Origin of the sequence: Mycobacterium scrofulaceum (assembly GCF_002086735.1) — a bacterium.
GTDB lineage: Bacteria > Actinomycetota > Actinomycetes > Mycobacteriales > Mycobacteriaceae > Mycobacterium > Mycobacterium scrofulaceum.
Genome location: NZ_MVIJ01000002.1, coordinates 21487 through 39761, shown reverse-complemented (window position 1 = coordinate 39761; position 18275 = coordinate 21487). Strand labels below are relative to the sequence as shown.

The following is an 18275-nucleotide window of genomic DNA, read 5'->3' as shown; positions in this document are numbered from 1 at the left end:
GTCGGCGGGCGAGAAACCGCACGTCACGGGCTAGACCCGGCGGCGCTCCCGTTCGGCGGCCAGCTCGGCGATCACCACCTCGCACGCCAGGTTCTGGCTGTAGCCACGACGCGCCAGCATCCCGACCAGCCGTCGGGTCAGCCGCGCGTCGTCATCATCCAGCGTCTCCCGGCGCAGCTTGGCCCGCACCAACTGCTCGGCGCGGTCGCGTTCGGCGCCCGCGTCGATCCCCGACAGCGCGGTGGCGATCACGTCCCTGTCGACGCCCTTGGTGTGCAGTTCGGCAGCCAGCGCCCGCTTGCTCTTGCCCGCCTTCACCCGGCGGGCGACCACCCACTGTTCGGCGAAGTCGGCGTCGTCGATTAGGCCGACGGCGGCGAGCCGGTCGAGCACGGAGGCGCTGACGTCCTCGGGGTAACCGCGTTTCGCCAGTTGGCCGTGCAGTTCGGCCCGGGTGCGCGCCCTCGCGGTGAGCAGGCGCAGGCACAGCGTCCGCGCCTGCTCCTCGCGGGAGGGCTCAGAAATCGACGGGGGCGGGCAGGACGCTGTCATCGGACAAGCCATCGGTCACGACCGCGCCAATGCCGAGCTTTTCCTTGATCTTCTTCTCGATCTCGTTGGCCACTTCGTCGTTTTCCATCAGGAAGGTGCGGGCGTTCTCCTTACCCTGACCGAGCTGCTCGCCCTCGTAGGTGAACCAGGAACCGGACTTGCGGATGAAGCCCTGCTCCACACCCATGTCGATCAGCGAGCCCTCCCGGCTGATCCCCCTGCCGTAGAGGATGTCGAACTCGGCCTGCTTGAAGGGCGGCGACACCTTGTTCTTGACGACCTTGACGCGGGTGCGGTTGCCGACCGCATTGGTGCCGTCCTTGAGCGTCTCGATCCGGCGCACGTCCATACGCACCGACGCGTAGAACTTCAAGGCCTTTCCACCCGTGGTGGTTTCCGGGCTGCCGAACATCACCCCGATCTTCTCGCGCAGCTGGTTGATGAAGATCGCGGTGGTTCCCGAGTTGTTCAGCGCGCCGGTCATTTTCCGCAGCGCCTGACTCATCAGCCGGGCCTGCAGCCCGACGTGGCTGTCACCCATCTCGCCCTCGAGCTCCGCGCGCGGCACCAGCGCCGCCACCGAGTCGATGACCAGGATGTCCAGCGCGCCGGAGCGGATCAGCATGTCGGCGATCTCGAGGGCCTGCTCCCCCGTGTCGGGCTGGCTCACCAGCAGGGAATCGGTGTCCACGCCAAGCTTTTTGGCGTAATCGGGGTCCAGGGCGTGCTCGGCGTCGATGAACGCCGCGACGCCACCGGCGGCCTGGGCGTTGGCCACCGCGTGCAGGGCGACGGTGGTCTTACCCGAGGATTCCGGGCCGTAGATCTCCACGACCCGGCCGCGGGGCAGCCCGCCGATGCCCAGGGCCACGTCCAGTGCGATGGATCCGGTCGGGATGACCGAGATCGGCTGACGCATCTCGTCGCCGAGACGCATCACCGAGCCTTTGCCGTAGCTCTTCTCGATCTGGGCCATCGCCAGTTCGAGAGCCTTCTCGCGGTCGGGGGCTTGCGCCATGGTGCCTCTCCTATGGTTCGGTGTGTTCGGTGACCGGTGTCGGTCGGTTGGCCGTGACACTAGAGAAGGCCACCGACAAGTTGACTCACCGAACGTTCCCCACAGTAGCCGAACACGTGTTCGATTCAAGTGGACACGCCGGGCCCTGCGACCCGTGTGGCAACATCTGCTGCCGAAAGGGGCCGACGGGGCCGATAAGCCAGACGAAGCCAGACGAAGCCCGACGAAGCCCGAGTAAACCGGCGTGAATCCGATGCGGTCCCCCTGACCGGGGTCCGCCCCGCGGGCCGGACACTCGCCGCCGGCGCTTCCGCACGACGCCGGGGCGGATCTCCCCTTGAAGGAGGCTTGGTCGCGCACACATGGACATCTCTGCCGAGCTGGCCGAAATATCTTCCTACAAAGGGTTTTTCGCATTGACCGCGGGCGGCGACGCGGCCGGATGGCACCCGGTCGGCCGGTCTTACGCCGACGGCTTCACCGACCTGGTCGACGCCACCGCCCGGCGCTATCACACGACGGACCTGCGGGTCGCCGCCTCGCTGGTCCATCTCGGCCACGCCACCCGGCTCTGGTCGCCGGTGCTCGCCTGCGCGCTCGGCCACGGCGTCGTCCCCGACCTGGGCGATCTGCACCGCGCCGACGACGGGGCGCAACTGCGGTTGCCCGCCCCCGTCGGGAGCCCCGTCGACGCGCCGGAGGTGCTGTACCGGGTGGTCGTGCACGACCACATGCAACCGCTCGCCGCCGGACTGCGGGTGGGGCTGGCGCCGGCGCTGCTCGCGGGCAACATCGCGTCCGCGCTGGCCGGGGCCGCCCGGGCGCTGCTGGTGGCGCGCCCCGACCTCGGCCCGCGGATCGCCGAGACGACCGAGGCGCTGCTGGGCATCGGCGTGCTGGCCGGTTCGGGCGTCGTCGCCGGCCCGCTCCTGGACTTCAAACGCCGCAGTTGCTGCCTCTTCTACCGCCTGCCCGGCGGATCCGTCTGCGGCGACTGCGTCTTCGAGAAGCCACCGTCGTCGAACCGGGGATGAGTGTGCGTCCAGGGCTTTGAGTGTGCGTCCAGGGCGGGGAAACGGCCCCGATCACGCCACCGCTACACACTCAAAGCCACCAGCGCACACCCAACGCTGCCACCGCCTGATTCACCACTGTTCGCGCGGCACGTCGAAGTCGACGCACAGGGCGCGCCACACGTCGCGGGGCTCGACCCCGTCGTCGATCGCCTGGGCGGCGGTCCGGCCGCCGAAAGCGGTCAGCACGTGGTCCGCCAGCACCGAAGAACCGTACGCCGCCCCGAATCGCAGGACGACCCGCTCGTTGAATTCCGTTAGCCGCACGCCAGCAAGATACCCACCCGGCGGCGATCGGACACCGGCCGCATCACCGCCAGCTGGCCGGCAGGTCCGTCAGGTGATTGGGGCAGTAGTCCTGCACCGCCACCGACATGATGGTCCGCGCCCACTCCGCCGACATCCTGGCGCGCAATCGCATGAAGGCGTATTCGGCCGGAGCGAGCCCCTGCTCCGCTGCCGCGGGGTCGTCCATCAACTGGCACGCCTGCTGCTCATCGGCGCTGTCGGCGCGGGCCACCCCCGAGCTGAACATCAAGGCGGCGAGCAGCAAACCGCCCGCCGCGATCGTCCTCATTGCCGTCCCCCTCCTTTCGCAGGCCCCGACCATCATCCCGCCAGGGCGAGCGCTTCGTGGCACACCCGCACCGGATCGCTGACCGCGGCGACGCTCGCGGCGGCGGATTGCGCGGCCGCCCGATAGCGGGGCGAGGACAGCACGTCATTCGCGGCGGCCACCAGCGCGTCGGCGGTCAGCGGCCGGATCAGCCGCCCGCTGCCCTGCCGGACCACCCGGTTGGCCATCTCCCACTGGTCCCCGCCGCCGGGCACCGCCACCAGCGGCACCCCCGCCAGCAGCGTCTTGGCCACCATGCCGTGCCCGCCGCCGCAGATCACCAGGTCGGCGTGCCGCAACAACTCCGCCTGGCTGCCGAGCCCGACCACCGCCCACGGCGGCACCCGCAAGTCCGCTCCCCCCAGCCGCGAGACCACCAGCCGAGACCCCGCCGGGAGCGTCTCCCCGGGCCGCAACCGGGCCAGCGCGACCTCGGCCAGCCCCTCGGTGCCGGTCGACGCGGTCGACGGGGCGATCACCACCACGGGGCCCGGGCCCGCCGGGATGTCCAGCACCCGATCGGTCGGTTCGAAGTGCAACGGGCCCACCAGCACGGCCTCCGCGGGCCAGTCCGGGCGCGGCACCTCGAGGGCGGGCAGGGTGGCGATCAGCCGCCGCAGCGGTCCGGGGTCGCGCGCGGGCAGCCCAATTTCGGCCCGCACGGCCGCGCGCTGCCGCAGCCCCGCGCGCCAGGACCGCGCGGTGAGCGCCCGCATCGTGGCGTCGCGCAGCCGGCCGCGGATCCCGGCGCCCGGCGCCAGCCCGCTGCCTATCGGCGGCAACCCTTTCGACGGCAGGTACAGCGGGTGCGGGTTGAGCTCGATCCACGGGAGGCCCAGCAGCTCGGCGGCCATGCCGCCGCCGGCGGTGATGACGTCTGATACCACCAGGTCGGGCGCCAGGGCGCGCAGCGCCGGCACGTTGAGGACGGCCATCCGCGCCGCGCGCCGGTGGATCCGCGCGCCGGCGTCGACGTCGTCGTCGGTGGCCGCCAGCCCGTCCAGCGCGGCGGCGTCGATCCCGGCGGCGCGGGCGGTGTCGACCCACTCGGCGCCGGTGAACAGCGTGGGCTCGTCGCCGGCTTCGGCGAAGCGTCGGCACAGCGCGATGGCCGGAAACGAGTGCCCGGGATCCGGCCCGGCGACCACGGCGACGCGCATCGGCCCTACCCTGCCACAGCGCGCGGCCGCGACGCTCGCCTACGCTGGCCATCATGACCGAGCTGACCGGGACGGCCGTTGCGAACACCCGCACGGTCGAGGGCTTTCTGAACGCTCTGCAGGATGCGGATTACGACGCCGCCGACGCGGCCCTGGACGACAACCTCGTCTACGAAAATGTCGGGCTGCCGACCATTCACGGCCGCGCCAGGGCCATGAAGCTTTTCCGCCAGATGGACGGGCGCGCCGCCTTCGAGGTGAAGATCCACCGGATCGCCGCCGAGGGCGGGGCGGTGCTCACCGAGCGCACCGACGCGTTGATCTTCGGCCCACTGCGGCTTCAGTTCTGGGTGTGCGGCGTGTTCGAGGTGCACGACGGGAAGATCACGTTGTGGCGCGACTACTTCGACTTGTTCGACATGTTCAAGGCGACCGTTCGCGGCCTGGCCGCGCTGGTGCTGCCGTCCCTGAAGGCGACGTTCTAGCCCGCCCGAGACGGGTCAGCTGGCGCCGCGCAGACCGCCGAGTTCGTCGAACGCCTGCGCCCAACCCACCAGCCGATCGGTTGCACCGGTCAGCTCGGCGCGGTAGCGCTGCGAGGCGGCCAACTGGTCGCCGTTCGCGGACGACACCAGTTGCGCTGCGGCGGTGACCATTTCGTTGTACTGGCGGACGCCGGCGCTGAGCTGCGCGGTGAACGCGTTGATGGTGGGCACCAGGTACGACCGCGACGAGTCGCTGGATTGCGCCGCCCGCTCCATCGAGACCACTTCCGCGGCGGTGGCGGCCATGGCCGCCGAAGATTTGTCGGCCGCCGCGGTGAGGTCGCGGATCTCGGCGGTCGGCAGCATCGAGCCCCGCTCGATCACGTTCAGCAGCGAGACGAAACCGCGTTCGGAGGCGCCCAACGCGTACATCGCGGGCCGCGCCGCCGAACCGGGCGGCGGCAGCCGGCGCACGTTCGTCGGGCGCGGCGTGGGCAGCGGCTCGGCACGCAGCCACCGGTAGCGGAGCAGCAACAGCGTCGCCGGGATGGCCATGACGACCGCGACGGCGCCGGTGATCTCGAGCAGCAGCGCGAACCATCCCCACGCCGCCAGCAGCATCGTCACCACCGCCCAGAACACGCAGCCGACGGCGAAGATCAGGCCCCACCGCAGCGCGCGGCGGCGCCGCCGCAGCAGCCGCGCGCGCGGATCCGCGGCGGCGCTGAGCTTCTGGGCGACCAGGCCGGAAAGGTCGGCGGCGGTGGCCAGCCCACGGCCCAGCACCGTGCGCCAGAGCCCACCCCGCGTCTCGCTCACCGCCATGACACCCGGTTACTGGCCAAAGGGCTTCTCGGTGACCGCGCCGCCGGTGGTCTCGGCCGGGGCCGCCTCCGGGGTGGCGCCGGCGGCGGCCGCCCCGCCGGTCGGCAGCGCCTCGCCGCGCATCGACGCGCGGATCTGCTCCAGGCGGGAGTGACCGGCCATCTGCACCCCGGCCTGCTCGACCTCGAGCATGCGGCCCTGCACCGAACCCTGGGCGAGCTCGGCCGCCCCGATCGCGTTGGCGTAACGGCGCTCGATCTTGTCGCGCACCTCGTCGAGGCTGGGCACGTTGCCGGGCGCGGCGATCTCGCTCATCGACCGCAGCGAGGCGCTCACCTGTTCCTGCATCTTCGCCTGCTCGAGCTGGCTGAGCAGTTTGGTGCGCTCGGCGATCTTCTGCTGCAGCACCATCGCGTTCTGCTCGACGGCCTTCTTGGCCTGGGCGGCGGCGTTGAGGGCCTGGTCGTGCAGCGTCTTGAGATCCTCGACGCTCTGCTCGGCGGTGACGAGCTGGGCCGCGAACGCTTCGGCGGCGTTGTTGTATTCGGCGGCCTTGGCGGCGTCACCGGCGGCGGTGGCCTGATCGGCGAGCGTCAACGCCTGACGCACGTTGACCTGCAGCTTTTCGATGTCGGCGAGTTGCCGGTTGAGCCGCATCTCCAGTTGGCGCTGGTTGCCGATCACCTGCGCCGCCTGCTGGGTCAGCGCCTGATGCGTGCGTTGCGCCTCCTCGATGGCCTGCTGGATCTGCACCTTGGGGTCGGCGTGCTCGTCGATTTTCGCGTTGAACAGCGCCATCAGGTACTTCCACGCTTTGACGAACGGATTGGCCATGAGTGAGCTCCACCTTCGCTTCTTATAGGCCGGATGGTCCTTGGATGGGCCGTCGCTTGTCGCTCAATTTAGTGGGTCGGCGCCGATCGCCCCACCCCTGGCGCTGGATCCCCGCCCGGGGCCGCGCTCAGGCGATCGCCAGGGACGCGACCGGCGGGATGACGACCTTGGTGTCGGCGTCGATGCTCGGACCCCGCACGCCGTCGACGGGCGCCCCGTGGGCCACCCGCTCCCGGCCGGCCATCCGCTCGCCTGCGTCGATGAGCACCGACGACAGCGGCACCTCCAACGCGTCGCAGATCGCGTTGAGCAGCTCGCTGGAGGGCTCCTTGCGCCCGCGCTCCACCTCGGACAGGTAGCCGAGGCTCACCCGCGCCGAATCGGACACCTCGCGCAGCGTCCGGCCCTGGGTCATCCGGGCCTCGCGCAGCACGTCGCCGATCACCTCGCGCACCAATGACGGCATTTCTGCCCTCCTTCGTCCAGTCAGCCCGCTCGGCGCGGCGATCGACCGCGTCCGGCAGGCGCTCATTACGTGAAACGCGGTCGGCGGGGTCTTGGTTCCCGTTCGGCGAACCCAGAATCAGTCGGCGGCGCGGCGCACTTCCCGCACGGTCGACACCACATAGTCGATGCCGGTGATGACCGTCAGCACGATCGCCACACCCATCACCACGGCCGCCGTCACCCGGAACGGCCCCGAAAGCGGCAGGATGAACAAGCCGATCGCCGCCGCCTGCACCACGGTCTTGATCTTGCCGCCCCAACTGGCGGGGATGACCCCACGGCGAATCACGGCCAGCCGCAGCACGGTCACCCCGAACTCGCGAACCAGGATCACGATCGTGACCCACCACGGCAGCTCACCGAGCATCGACAGCCCGATCAGCGCCGAGCCGACCAGCGTCTTGTCCGCGATCGGGTCGACGAACGCGCCGAACTCGGTTGCCATGCCGTAGTTGCGGGCCAGCAGGCCGTCCAGCCGGTCCGTGATGGCGGCGACCGCGAAAATCACGAAAGCCAGGACCCGGAAGGCGATCTCGTGGCCGTCCTTGGCGAACAGGGCGAGCAGGAAGATCGGGACCAACACCAGCCGCAGCAACGTCAGCGTGTTGGCGAGGTTTGCGATGTGGACGCGGCCTGGCGGTCCCATCAACGGACCGGTCTCCGGCTGCCCCGACACTGCAACAGAATAACCGTTGACCAGCGCACCCGTTCGCGATGCCGATACTGTTAGCCGTGACCGAAAGTCCGCAGGACCACCGACTGGCGGTGCGACGCGCGCGAACGTCCGACGTCCCCGCGATCAAGCAACTCGTCGACACCTACTCCGGGAAGATTCTGCTGGAGAAGAACCTGGTGACGCTGTACGAGGCCGTGCAGGAGTTCTGGGTGGCCGAATCCGGCGGCGACGTGGTCGGCTGCGGCGCGCTGCACGTGATGTGGTCGGACCTGGGCGAGATTCGCACCGTCGCGGTCGACCCGGCGATGACCGGCCGCGGCATCGGCCACGCGATCGTCGACCGTCTGCTCGAGGTCGCGCGCGAGCTGCAGCTGAAGCGGCTGTTCGTGCTGACGTTCGAGACCGAGTTCTTCGCCAAGCACGGGTTCACCGAGATCGAGGGCACGCCGGTGACCGCCGAGGTGTTCGAGGAGATGTGCCGTTCCTACGACATCGGCGTGGCCGAGTTCCTGGACCTGAGCTACGTCAAACCCAACATCCTGGGCAATTCCCGGATGCTGCTGGTGCTGTGACGCGAAGGAACTTACTTGCCGCACCGCCCGATTCGTCAGCGCCTGAAATCCGACGGCCGGAACGTCCCCTCGGACAGCTTGTTCTCGATCTCCTCCAGGCTCTTACCGGTGAGGTCGGGCATGCGGAAGAACACGAAGACCCACGCCGCCACGTTGAACAACGCGTAGAGCCACATCGAGGGCCCGACCCCGATCGCTTTGATGAGCGACAGCATCGTCAGCGTGATGAGCAGGTTGGTCCCCCATAGCGTCGCCGACTGCACGGCGGTGGCCGCGGGCCGCACCGCCAGCGGATAGGTCTCCGAGCCGGTCAGCCACCCCATCAGCTGCAGCCCACCGGCGTTGAACAGCATGAAGGCGATCAGGCAGATCACGATGTAGGGAATCACGTCGTGACCGCTGCCGCTGGTGACGAAGAGCAGGCCCAGCACGAAGAGGCTGATCGCCGCGCCCGGCACCATGATGAGGGTGAGCCGGCGCCGGCCGACCCGGTCGATGATGGCCAGCCCGATCAGTTGGGCGATCAGGTATGTCGCACCCAAACCGACCGACATCCGCAGCGCCACGGACCGGTACACGCCGTCGTCGGTCAATATGGTCGGCGAGTAGTAGATGATCATCTCGATGCCGCTGAGCTGGGTGAACACCGCGATGCCGCAACCGAGGACCAGGGCCGGGCGCACCCAGGCGTCGCGCAGCCCGCGCCACCCGCGGGTGCTGGCCGCGCGTTCGACGCGGGCGAGTTCGATCGCTTCATTCAGTTCGGTGCCCACGTCGTAGCCCTCGGGCCGGACATGCTCCAGCACAGCTTTTGCGGTGTCTCGATCGCCCTGCTTGACCAGCCAGCGCGGACTTTCCGGCAGGCGCAACAACAGCCACAGCATGATCGCGGCGGGCACGCAGGCGAGTCCGATCGGCCCTCGCCAGTTGGTCGACTCGGCGACCCCGACGAGGGTGGCGACGAGGACGCCCACCCCGATCGCGATCTGGAAGCACAGCACCAACCGTCCCCGGTAGGCCGGCGGCGAGAGCTCGGCGACATACATCGGTGCCGTCTGCGTCGCCCCGCCAACCGCGAAGCCCAGGACCAGCCGTCCCAGCGACAGCGCAACAGACTCCGGCGCGTCGGCGCACCACAGTGCGCCGACGATGAACACCACCGCCAGCATCAGCAGGGTGCCGCGCCGGCCGCGCAGATCGGAAAGCCAACTGCACGTCAGCGCACCGATGATGGCACCGAGCAGGATGCTGGCGGCGATCACCTGCTGCCAGCCCGCGGTGATGTTGAAGTCCTCCGTGAGCTGCAACAGGGCCCAGGAGATGACACCCGTGTCGTAGCCGTAGAGCATCCCCGAGATCGCCGCGACGAGGGCGATGATGACCACGGCACCGGTCAGTTGCTTTTCCGTGTCCCCGTCGGCGCCACAGGCGCTGTGCGACGCTGCCGAATCGTCTTCGGTCACGAGCAGCGCTGGCGCCGGCCTGGTAGGCAGTCGTCGCGGACATGACCAACCCCGAGCTGGCTGGCCGGCCGGGCGGGGATCGTCATCGCCTCCCTGCCCTCTGCTCGGATTCTGGTCACTCGCGGTGGTCAACCGGTGGCGCCGCGATGGCGGTCTTCGCGCATCCGGCCGATCCACTCGGCTTGGGCGCCGGTCCGAAGCGTCTCCATCGATCCGGGGAGGACGGCCTCAAATCCTGGCAAACCGTTTCCTTAGTACTGTGACACTGTTTGACAGGGAAACAAACCCGCACGTGTCGAGTGCCACAGTGCTGCAGTCCCCCGCGACTATTCCTCGTCCCCGTCGGACCCGTCGGCGTCGCTGCCGCCCCGGATCAACGCCAGCGTCCCGGCCAGCTCGTCGGGCTTGACCAGCACCTCGCGCGCCTTGGACCCCTCGGACGGCCCGACGATGCCGCGCGTCTCCATCAGGTCCATCAACCGGCCGGCCTTGGCGAACCCGACGCGCAGCTTGCGCTGCAGCATCGAGGTGGAGCCGAACTGGCTGGACACCACCAGCTCGACGGCCTGCAGGAACACGTCCATGTCGTCGCCGATGTCGGGGTCGACGTCGGCGCGATCGCCGGTCGGCTTGGCCGCGGTGACGCCCTCGGTGTATTCGGGCTCGGCCTGGTCCTTGCACGCATTGACGACGGCGTGGATCTCCTCGTCGGTGATGAACGCGCCCTGCAGGCGCAGCGGCTTGCTCGCCCCCATCGGTAGGAACAGGCCGTCGCCCATGCCGATCAGCTTCTCGGCGCCGGCCTGGTCCAGGATGACCCGGCTGTCGGTGAGCGACGACGTCGCGAACGCCAGCCGCGACGGCACGTTGGTCTTGATCAGCCCGGTGACCACGTCCACCGACGGGCGCTGGGTGGCCAAGACCAGGTGGATGCCCGCCGCGCGGGCCTTCTGGGTGATCCGCACGATGGCGTCCTCGACGTCGCGGGGCGCGGTCATCATCAGGTCGGCCAGCTCGTCGACGATCGCCACGACGTAGGGGTAGGGCCGGTATTCGCGCTGGCTGCCCAGCGGAGCGGTGATGGCCCCCGACCGCACCTTCTCGTTGAAGTCGTCGATGTGGCGCACCCGCGACGCCTGCATGTCCTGGTAGCGCTGCTCCATCTCCTCGACCAGCCAGGCCAGCGCGGCGGCCGCCTTCTTGGGCTGGGTGATGATCGGCGTGATCAGGTGCGGGATGCCCTCGTACGGGGTGAGCTCCACCATCTTCGGGTCGATCAGGATCATCCTGACCTCTTCGGGCGTGGCCCGGGTCAGCAGCGACACCAGCATGGAGTTGACGAAGCTGGACTTGCCGGATCCGGTGGACCCGGCGACCAGCAGGTGCGGCATCTTGGCCAGGTTGGCCGAGATGAAGTCGCCCTCGATGTCCTTGCCGAGCCCGATCACCAGCGGGTGGTGGTCGCGGCGGGTCGACGGCGCGGTCAGCACGTCGGCCAGCCGCACCATTTCCCGGTCGGTGTTGGGCACCTCGATGCCGACGGCGGATTTGCCGGGGATCGGGGCCAGCATGCGCACGCTCTCGGTGGCCACCGCGTAGGCGATGTTCTTCTGCAGCGCGGTGATCTTCTCCACCTTCACGCCCGGGCCGAGCTCGACCTCGTAGCGGGTGACGGTCGGGCCGCGGGTGCAGCCGGTGACGGCCGCGTCGACCTTGAACTGGGTGAGCACCTCGCCGATGGCGTCGGCCATCACGTTGTTGGCCGCGCTGCGCTTCTTCGGCGGGTCCCCGGCCACCAGCAGGCTCATCGACGGCAGGGTGTAGGGCCCCTCGACGACCCGGTCCAGCACCTCGGTCTGCTTCTTATCGCGGCGGCGGCCCTTGCCGACGGCCGGCTCCGGCGTCGTGGGAATGTCGTCCTCGTTGTCGCGCAGGGCGGGGGCCGGGTCCGCCGTCGGCCAGGCCGGTGGCTCGTCGTCGGGGCCGAGGGCGCTCTCGTCGTAGTAGCCGTCCGAACAGTCTTCCTCGACAACGGAATCGTTGTCGTCGTAGTCGTACTCGTCGTCGGCGAGTAGCCGGGCCCCGAACATGGCGCGGACGGCGTCGGGCACCTCCCGGATGGTGGTGCCGGTCAGCAGCAGCAGGCCGAACATGAAGCCGATGAACAGCAACGGCGCGGCGATCCAGGCCGTCAGCCCGTCCGACAGGGGGCCGCCGATGGCGAAGCCGATGAACCCCGCCGCCCGGCGCCGCGCCTCCGGGTCTTCCGGCGAACCGGACCACAGGTGGCGCAGGCCGAGCACGGAAAGGGCGATCAGGGTGGCGCCCAGGATCAGCCTGGGACGCGCGTCGGGATTGGGCTCGGTGCGCATCAGCGCCACCGCCACCGCGGCGGTGACGACGGGCAGGGCCAGGACACCCGCCCCGACGAACGTGCGCAACAGCGTGTCGACCCACGCGCCGACCGGCCGGGCGGCATTGAACCACGAGCTCGCTGCGACCACGACGGAGAGGCCGAGCAGCATCAGCGCGATGCCGTCGCGGCGGTGTCCCGGGTCGATGTCGCGGGCCCGCCCGATCGACCGGGCCGCGCCGCCGGTGCTGCGGGCCGCCATCAGCCAGGTGGCGCGCAGGGCGCGGCCACCGGTCAGCCCGGCGGCCACCAGCAGCGAGTGGTTCCGCCGCTTGGCGGGCCTGCTCGGCCGCTTGCGGGGCGCCGCCGGCCGCGGGCGGCCCGACCCACTCCGCGGAGTGGCCTTTGACCTGCTCGTTCGAGCTTTGGAGCGGGCGGCGGTCTTGTTAGCCATGTCGGCCAGGGTAGTCGCATCGATATCATCTGCACCACCCGCCACACTGGTAACGGTGCGGGGTTGTGCGCCATCTGACGGGTCGACCGCGGCGGCCCGTGAGTAGGGTGGACAGCCGGTGACCTAGATAACAGAAGTCATGCGCGTCACCCACCCCGTCAACCCAGGAGGCCCCAGCATGCCCGTCGTCGTCGTTGCCACCATGACCGTCAAACCCGAATCGGTCGACACAGTCCGCGACATCCTCACGCAGGCGGTGGAGGAAGTGCACAACGAACCGGGATGCCAGGTGTACTCACTGCACCAATCGGGCGAGACGTTCGTCTTCGTCGAGCAGTGGGCGGACCCCGAGGCGCTCAAGGCCCACAGCACCGCTCCGGCCGTCACCAAGATGTTCACCGCTGCCGGCGACCATCTCGCCGGGGCGCCGGACATCAAGATGTTGCAGCCGGTTCCCGCCGGCGACCCGGACAAGGGTCAGCTGCGGTCCTGATGGCCCGGCCACTGGAGGGCAAGGTCGCCTTCATCACCGGCGCGGCGCGCGGCCAAGGTCGCGCGCATGCGATGCGGCTGGCCGCCGACGGTGCGAGCATCATCGCGGTCGACCTGTGCGAGCAGATCGCCAGCGTCCCCTATCCGCTGGCCACCGCGGACGACCTGGCGCAAACCGTCAAGCTGGTCGAGGACGCCGGCGCCCGCATCGTGGCCGCCCGCGGCGACGTGCGGGACCGGGCATCGCTGTCGGCCGCGCTGCAGTCGGGTCTCGACGAATTCGGCCGGCTCGACATCGTCGTCGCCAACGCCGGCATCGCCCCGATGCAGTCCGGTGACGACGGCTGGCGCGACGTCATCGACGTCAACCTCACCGGTGTGTACAACACCATCAAGGTGTCCATCCCGACGATGGTCAAGCAGGGCACCGGCGGTTCGATCGTGTTGATCAGTTCGAGCGCCGGGCTGGCCGGGGTCGGCAGCCCGGACGCCGGTTCGGTCGGCTACGCCGCCGCCAAGCACGGCGTGGTCGGGCTGATGCGGGTGTACGCGAACCTTCTTGCGACGCAGTACATTCGGGTCAACTCGATTCACCCGTCCGGCGTCGAGACGCCGATGATCAACAACGAGTTCACCCGCGAGTGGCTGGCCAAGATGGCCGCGGCGACCGACACACCGGGGGCGATGGGCAACGCCATGCCGGTGGAGGTATTGGACGTCGAGGACGTCGCGAACGCGGTGGCGTGGCTGGTGAGCGACCAGGCCCGCTACATCACCGGGGTGACGCTGCCCGTCGATGCCGGTTTCCTGAACAAGTAGCGTCGCATGGCACGAAATTCCGCCGCGCAGACCGCCTTCGGCCCGATGGTGTTGACGGCCGTGGAGCAGAATGAGCCGCCGGGCCGGCGCCTGGTGGACGACGACCTCGCGGAGCTATTCCTGCCGACGCCATTTCGCTGGCTGGTCGCGGCGACCCGCGCTGCGCCGGTGCGCCGCTTGATGATCCGCGGCTCGGAGTGGTCCGGCCGTGGCCTGTGGGCGAACATGGCCTGCCGCAAGCGGTTCATCGGCGACAAGCTCGCCGAGGCGCTCGGCGAGGTCGACGCGGTCGTGATCCTCGGCGCGGGATTGGACACGCGCGCTTACCTCCTGACACGGCAGGTGCGCCTGCCCGTCTTCGAGGTCGACCTGCCAATCAATATCGCCAGAAAGGTGAAAACGGTCCGGCGGGTGCTGGGCGGGGCGCCGATGTCGGTGCGGCAGGTGGCCCTGGACCTGGAACACGACGACCTGCTCACCGCCCTGGCCGAACACGGCTACCACACCGAATACCGGACGTTTTTCATCTGCGAGGGCGTCACCCAATACCTGACCGAGGCCACCGTCCGGCGGACACTGGAGGGGCTGCGCGCGGCGGCGCCCGGCAGCCGCCTGGTATTCACTTACGTTCGGCGGGACTTCATCGACGGCACGAATCGCTACGGCACCCGCGCGTTATACCGGAGCGTGCGGGGGATGTGGCACTTCGGTCTACAGCCCGATGAGGTCGCGGGTTTCGTCGACGAATACGGTTGGCGGCTGGTGGAGCAGGCCGGGCCCGACGAGCTGGTCCGCCGATACGTCGAGCCCACCGGCCGCAAGCTGAAGGCGTCGCAACTGGAATGGTCGGCGTACGCCGAGAAGCTGTAGCGCGCCCCGCCCCGCGACACACAAACGTCCGCGACGACGCCCCGAAAAACGCCGCAGCGGTTTGAGTCTCGTGAGCCGGGTCAGACCTCGATGATCGTCGGGACGATCATCGGCTGCCGGCGGTATGTCTCGCCCACCCACTTGCCGACGGTGCGGCGCACGGCCTGCGCGATGCGCCCCGCGTCGGTGATGTTCTCGGCCACAAGCGCTTCCAGCTCGGCTTCGACCCGGCGCCCGGCGGGTTCGAGCGCCTTGGGGTCTTCGGAGAAGCCACGCGAATGCAGGTGGGGCGGGGTCACCGGACGCCCGGTGCCGCGCTGGACGACCACGGTCACCGCGACGAAACCCGACGACAGGATGAGCCGTTCGCCCAGCGTGATGTCGCCGACGTCGCCGCTGATCAGCCCGTCTACGAACATCTTGCCGACCGGGACCGCCCCGGCGATCGACGCCGCGCCGGCGACCAGGTCGACGCTGACGCCGTTCTCGGCCAACAGGATCGACTCCTCGGGCACTCCGGTGCTGGCCGCCAGCTTGGCGTTGGCGCGCAGCATCCGCCAGGTGCCGTGCACCGGCATGACGTTGCGCGGCCGCACACCGTTGTAGAGGAACAGCAGCTCGCCGGCGTAGGCGTGGCCCGAAACGTGAACGCGGGCTTGGGCGTTGGTGACCACGCGGGCGCCGATCTTGGCGAGCGCGTCGATCACGCCGTAGACCGCCTCCTCGTTGCCGGGGATCAGCGACGACGCCAGGACGATCAGGTCGCCCGCGGTGAGCGTGATGCTGCGGTGCTCGCCGCGCGACATCCGTGACAACGCCGACATGGGCTCACCCTGGGTGCCGGTGGTGATCAGCACCACCTGCTCGGGCGGCATCATCTCGGCGGCGCCGATGTCGATCACGTCGGAGTCGGCCACCCGCAGGAATCCCAGCTCGCGGGCGATGCCCATGTTGCGCACCATCGACCGCCCGACGAACGACACCCGCCGGCCCAGGGCGACGGCGGCGTCGATGATCTGTTGCACCCGATCGACATTGGAGGCGAAGCACGCGACGATGACGCGCCCCTCGGCGCCCCGGATCAGGCGGTGCAGGGTCGGTCCCACCTCGCTCTCCGACGGGCCGACGCCCGGGATCTCGGAGTTGGTCGAGTCGCACAAAAACAGGTCCACCCCGGCGTCACCCAACCGGGACATGCCGGGCAGGTCGGTCGGCCGGCCGTCAAGGGGCAGCTGGTCGAGCTTGATATCGCCGGTGTGCAGGACGGTTCCCGCGCCGGTGTGCACGGCGATCGCCAGGGCATCGGGGATGGAGTGGTTGACGGCGAAGTATTCGCACTCGAACACGCCGTGGGTGCTGCGCTGTCGCTCGGTCACCTCGACGAAGACCGGCTTGAGCCGGTGCTCACGGCACTTGGCGGCGACCAGCGCCAGCGTGAACTTCGACCCGACGACCGGGATGTCGGGACGCAGCTTGAGCAGGAACGGGATGCCGCCGATGTGGTCCTCGTGTGCGTGGGTCAGCACCAGCGCCTCGATGTCGTCGAGCCGGTCGGAGATATGGCGCAGGTCCGGGAGGATCAGGTCCACCCCGGGCTCGTCATGGGTGGGGAACATCACCCCGCAGTCGATGATCAGCAGCCGGCCCAGATGCTCGAAAACCGTCATGTTGCGGCCGATTTCGCTGATGCCGCCCAGCGCCGTGACCCGCAACCCACCGGTGGTCAACGGACCGGGAGGGTCGAGATCTACATCCACTTACGGGCCATCCTTTGGCTCACCGGAGCACCGACGCCGCGCGCATATCGGCGGCCAGCGCATCGATCTGCTCGGGCGTCGCCGGCATTTGCGGTAGCCGGGGATCGCCAACCTCGATGCCCTGCAGGCGCAGACCCGCCTTGGACATCGTCACGCCACCCAGCCGGCCCATCGCGTTGCACAGCGGCGCGACCGTGACGTTGATCTTCCGCGCCGTGGCGATATCGCCGGAAGCGAAGGCGGACAACATTTCCCGGAGGTGACCCGCGGCCACATGCGAGATCACGCTGATGAAGCCGGTCGCGCCCATGGCCAGCCAGGGCAGGTTCAGCGCGTCGTCGCCGGAGTAGTAGGCGAGCCCGGTCTCGGCGATGATCTGGCCGCCGCTGTGCAGGTCGGCCTTGGCATCCTTGATTCCCACGATGTTCGGGTGGGCGGCCAGCGCGCGGATGGTCTCGGTCTCGATCGGGATCACCGAGCGGGGCGGAATGTCGTAGAGCAGAACCGGCAGGTCGGTGGCGTCGGCGACGGCGGTGAAATGCGCGACCAGCCCGCTCTGCGGCGGCTTCGAGTAGTACGGCGTGACCACCAGCAGTCCGTGCGCGCCCTCGGCCGCGCACGCCCTGGCGAGTCGGACGCTGTGGGCGGTGTCGTAGGTGCCGGCGCCGGCGATCACCCGGGCGCGATCGCCCACCGCCTCCAGCACCGCGCGAAGCAGCTCTCGCTTCTCGTCGTCGGTGGTGGTCGGCGACTCGCCGGTGGTCCCGGACACCACCAGGCCGTCACACCCGGCGTCGACCAGGTGGTTCGCCAATTGCGCGGCCGCCGCTGTGTCGAGCGACCCGTCGGGAGCAAACGGTGTCACCATCGCGGTCAGCACGGTTCCCAACCGTGCCGGGGCGTCGAATCCGACCGTGCTCACGATCCTTAGGTTACCTGGCGGAGGCAAGCTGTTTGCCAACGGCGCGGGGCTGCGGCCGCTCAGGCCTCGGTCGCCAGCGGGCTGGTGGCCACCTCGGTTCCGTCGGCCAGCGTCGAGATCTCGAAGTCGGCGAACACCGCGGGCGCGGCCTCGACGAGCCGGCGCAGGCACTCTATGGCCAGCCGCCTGATTTCCACGTCGGCGTGCTCGCTGGCGCGCATGGCGATGAAGTGCCGCCACGCCCGGTAGTTGCCGGTCACGACGATGCGGGTCTCGGTCGCGTTCGGCAGCACGGCCCGGGCGGCCTGCCGGGCCTGCTTGCGCCGCAGGACGGCGTTCGGCTGATCGGCGAATTTCGCCTCGAGCCTGGCCAGCAACTCGGCGTAGGTGGCCCGGCTCGCGTCGGCGGCCTCGGTCAGGATCCGCCGCAGTTCGGGGTCGTCCTCCATGCCGGGCGGCACGACGACTCGTGAATCGCCCTCGGGCACATAGCGCTGGGAGAGCTGCGAGTAGGAGAAATGCCGGTGCCGGATCAGCTCGTGGGTGAGCGAGCGGGAGATCCCGGTGATGTAGAACGACACGCTCGCGTGCTCGAGCACCGAGAAGTGCCCCACGTCGATGATGTGCTTGATGTAGCCGGCGTTGGTCGCGGTCCTGGGATTGGGCTTCGCCCAGCTTTGGTAGCAGGCCCGCCCGGCGAACTCGGTGAGCGCGGGGCCGCCCTCGGCGTCGGTGGTCCACGGCACGTCCGGCGGCGCCAGGAACTCGGTCTTGGCGATCAGTTGCACGCGTAGCGGCGCGGTCTCGGCCACGGCGCTCACCTTAAC

At 69.6% G+C, this 18275-nt stretch carries 20 protein-coding genes; 6 read left to right on the top strand and 14 right to left on the bottom strand.

Annotated elements, in window-relative coordinates; all coding sequences use genetic code 11:
* Positions 1 to 30: 30 nt before the first annotated feature.
* Complete coding sequence (gene recX, locus BST44_RS02215) at positions 31 to 552, bottom strand: recombination regulator RecX (RefSeq protein ID WP_083174834.1); 522 nt, start codon at positions 550 to 552, stop codon at positions 31 to 33.
* On the bottom strand, positions 518 to 1570 hold the full coding sequence (gene recA, locus BST44_RS02210) for a recombinase RecA (RefSeq protein WP_007171543.1): 1053 nt from the start codon (positions 1568 to 1570) through the stop codon (positions 518 to 520). Before recA ends, recX begins: the two co-directional genes overlap by 35 nt.
* A 362-nt stretch (positions 1571 to 1932) precedes the next feature.
* Between recA and BST44_RS02205 the strand changes: the two genes are divergently transcribed.
* A complete protein-coding gene (locus tag BST44_RS02205) occupies positions 1933 to 2604 on the top strand; it encodes a (2Fe-2S)-binding protein (RefSeq protein ID WP_083174833.1) in 672 nt (223 codons plus the stop codon).
* 111 nt (positions 2605 to 2715) lie between these two features.
* Here BST44_RS02205 and BST44_RS02200 read toward each other — a convergent pair whose 3' ends face one another.
* Genes BST44_RS02200 through BST44_RS02190 form a run of 3 tightly spaced genes read right to left on the bottom strand, consistent with a single transcriptional unit; the run spans position 2716 to position 4419 of the window.
* The gene (locus tag BST44_RS02200; RefSeq protein ID WP_083174831.1) at positions 2716 to 2910 is read right to left on the bottom strand and encodes a DUF3046 domain-containing protein; all 195 of its coding nucleotides are present in this window, start codon (positions 2908 to 2910) and stop codon (positions 2716 to 2718) included.
* A gap of 43 nt (positions 2911 to 2953) precedes the next feature.
* Positions 2954 to 3220, bottom strand: coding sequence for a hypothetical protein (locus BST44_RS02195; protein WP_083175081.1), 267 nt, complete (start codon positions 3218 to 3220; stop codon positions 2954 to 2956).
* 32 nt (positions 3221 to 3252) lie between these two features.
* Positions 3253 to 4419: a glycosyltransferase gene (locus tag BST44_RS02190; protein ID WP_083174830.1), complete on the bottom strand. Its 1167-nt coding sequence runs from the start codon at positions 4417 to 4419 to the stop codon at positions 3253 to 3255.
* A 53-nt stretch (positions 4420 to 4472) separates the two neighbouring features.
* On the opposite strand from BST44_RS02190, the gene BST44_RS02185 reads away from it, so the two are divergent.
* On the top strand, positions 4473 to 4904 hold the full coding sequence (locus BST44_RS02185) for a limonene-1,2-epoxide hydrolase family protein (protein ID WP_083174828.1): 432 nt from the start codon (positions 4473 to 4475) through the stop codon (positions 4902 to 4904).
* Positions 4905 to 4919: 15 nt separating this feature from the next.
* On the opposite strand, the gene pspM is transcribed toward BST44_RS02185, so the two are convergent.
* From pspM to pgsA, 4 genes are all read right to left on the bottom strand, one after another.
* Positions 4920 to 5729, bottom strand: a complete 810-nt coding sequence (pspM, locus tag BST44_RS02180) for a phage shock envelope stress response protein PspM (protein WP_083174826.1) — start codon at positions 5727 to 5729, stop codon at positions 4920 to 4922.
* Positions 5730 to 5738: 9 nt separating this feature from the next.
* Positions 5739 to 6563, bottom strand: coding sequence for a phage shock protein PspA (gene pspA, locus BST44_RS02175; protein ID WP_083174824.1), 825 nt, complete (start codon positions 6561 to 6563; stop codon positions 5739 to 5741).
* A 127-nt stretch (positions 6564 to 6690) separates the two neighbouring features.
* Complete coding sequence (clgR, locus tag BST44_RS02170; RefSeq protein WP_083174822.1) at positions 6691 to 7029, bottom strand: transcriptional regulator ClgR; 339 nt, start codon at positions 7027 to 7029, stop codon at positions 6691 to 6693.
* Between the two features lie 117 nt (positions 7030 to 7146).
* Positions 7147 to 7746, bottom strand: coding sequence for a CDP-diacylglycerol--glycerol-3-phosphate 3-phosphatidyltransferase (pgsA, locus tag BST44_RS02165; RefSeq protein WP_083174820.1), 600 nt, complete (start codon positions 7744 to 7746; stop codon positions 7147 to 7149).
* 56 nt (positions 7747 to 7802) lie between these two features.
* Between pgsA and BST44_RS02160 the strand changes: the two genes are divergently transcribed.
* A complete protein-coding gene (locus BST44_RS02160; protein ID WP_208619711.1) occupies positions 7803 to 8318 on the top strand; it encodes an amino-acid N-acetyltransferase in 516 nt (171 codons plus the stop codon).
* Between the two features lie 35 nt (positions 8319 to 8353).
* Here the strand turns inward: BST44_RS02160 and BST44_RS02155 are convergent, their stop codons facing one another.
* Positions 8354 to 9781: a sugar porter family MFS transporter gene (locus BST44_RS02155; protein ID WP_083174816.1), complete on the bottom strand. Its 1428-nt coding sequence runs from the start codon at positions 9779 to 9781 to the stop codon at positions 8354 to 8356.
* A 326-nt stretch (positions 9782 to 10107) separates the two neighbouring features.
* Complete coding sequence (locus BST44_RS02150; RefSeq protein ID WP_083174814.1) at positions 10108 to 12588, bottom strand: FtsK/SpoIIIE family DNA translocase; 2481 nt, start codon at positions 12586 to 12588, stop codon at positions 10108 to 10110.
* Between the two features lie 178 nt (positions 12589 to 12766).
* Between BST44_RS02150 and BST44_RS02145 the strand changes: the two genes are divergently transcribed.
* From BST44_RS02145 to BST44_RS02135, 3 genes are read left to right on the top strand one after another with little or no spacing between them, the layout of a single operon-like run.
* Complete coding sequence (locus BST44_RS02145) at positions 12767 to 13081, top strand: putative quinol monooxygenase (protein ID WP_083174812.1); 315 nt, start codon at positions 12767 to 12769, stop codon at positions 13079 to 13081.
* A complete protein-coding gene (locus tag BST44_RS02140) occupies positions 13078 to 13899 on the top strand; it encodes a mycofactocin-coupled SDR family oxidoreductase (RefSeq protein ID WP_142274346.1) in 822 nt (273 codons plus the stop codon). The genes BST44_RS02145 and BST44_RS02140 overlap by 4 nt, the downstream gene beginning before the upstream one ends.
* Before the next feature lie 6 nt (positions 13900 to 13905).
* Entirely contained in the window at positions 13906 to 14769 is an 864-nt protein-coding gene (locus tag BST44_RS02135) for an SAM-dependent methyltransferase (RefSeq protein WP_083174809.1), read from the top strand.
* Between the two features lie 80 nt (positions 14770 to 14849).
* On the opposite strand, the gene BST44_RS02130 is transcribed toward BST44_RS02135, so the two are convergent.
* Genes BST44_RS02130 through thyX form a run of 3 tightly spaced genes read right to left on the bottom strand, consistent with a single transcriptional unit; the run spans position 14850 to position 18260 of the window.
* Positions 14850 to 16526 carry a ribonuclease J gene (locus BST44_RS02130; RefSeq protein WP_083174808.1) on the bottom strand — a complete coding sequence of 559 codons (1677 nt, stop codon included), beginning with the start codon at positions 16524 to 16526 and terminating at the stop codon, positions 14850 to 14852.
* A gap of 19 nt (positions 16527 to 16545) precedes the next feature.
* Positions 16546 to 17448, bottom strand: coding sequence for a 4-hydroxy-tetrahydrodipicolinate synthase (dapA, locus tag BST44_RS02125; protein ID WP_083174807.1), 903 nt, complete (start codon positions 17446 to 17448; stop codon positions 16546 to 16548).
* Positions 17449 to 17507: 59 nt separating this feature from the next.
* Entirely contained in the window at positions 17508 to 18260 is a 753-nt protein-coding gene (thyX, locus tag BST44_RS02120) for an FAD-dependent thymidylate synthase (protein WP_083175078.1), read from the bottom strand.
* Positions 18261 to 18275 lie beyond the last annotated feature (15 nt).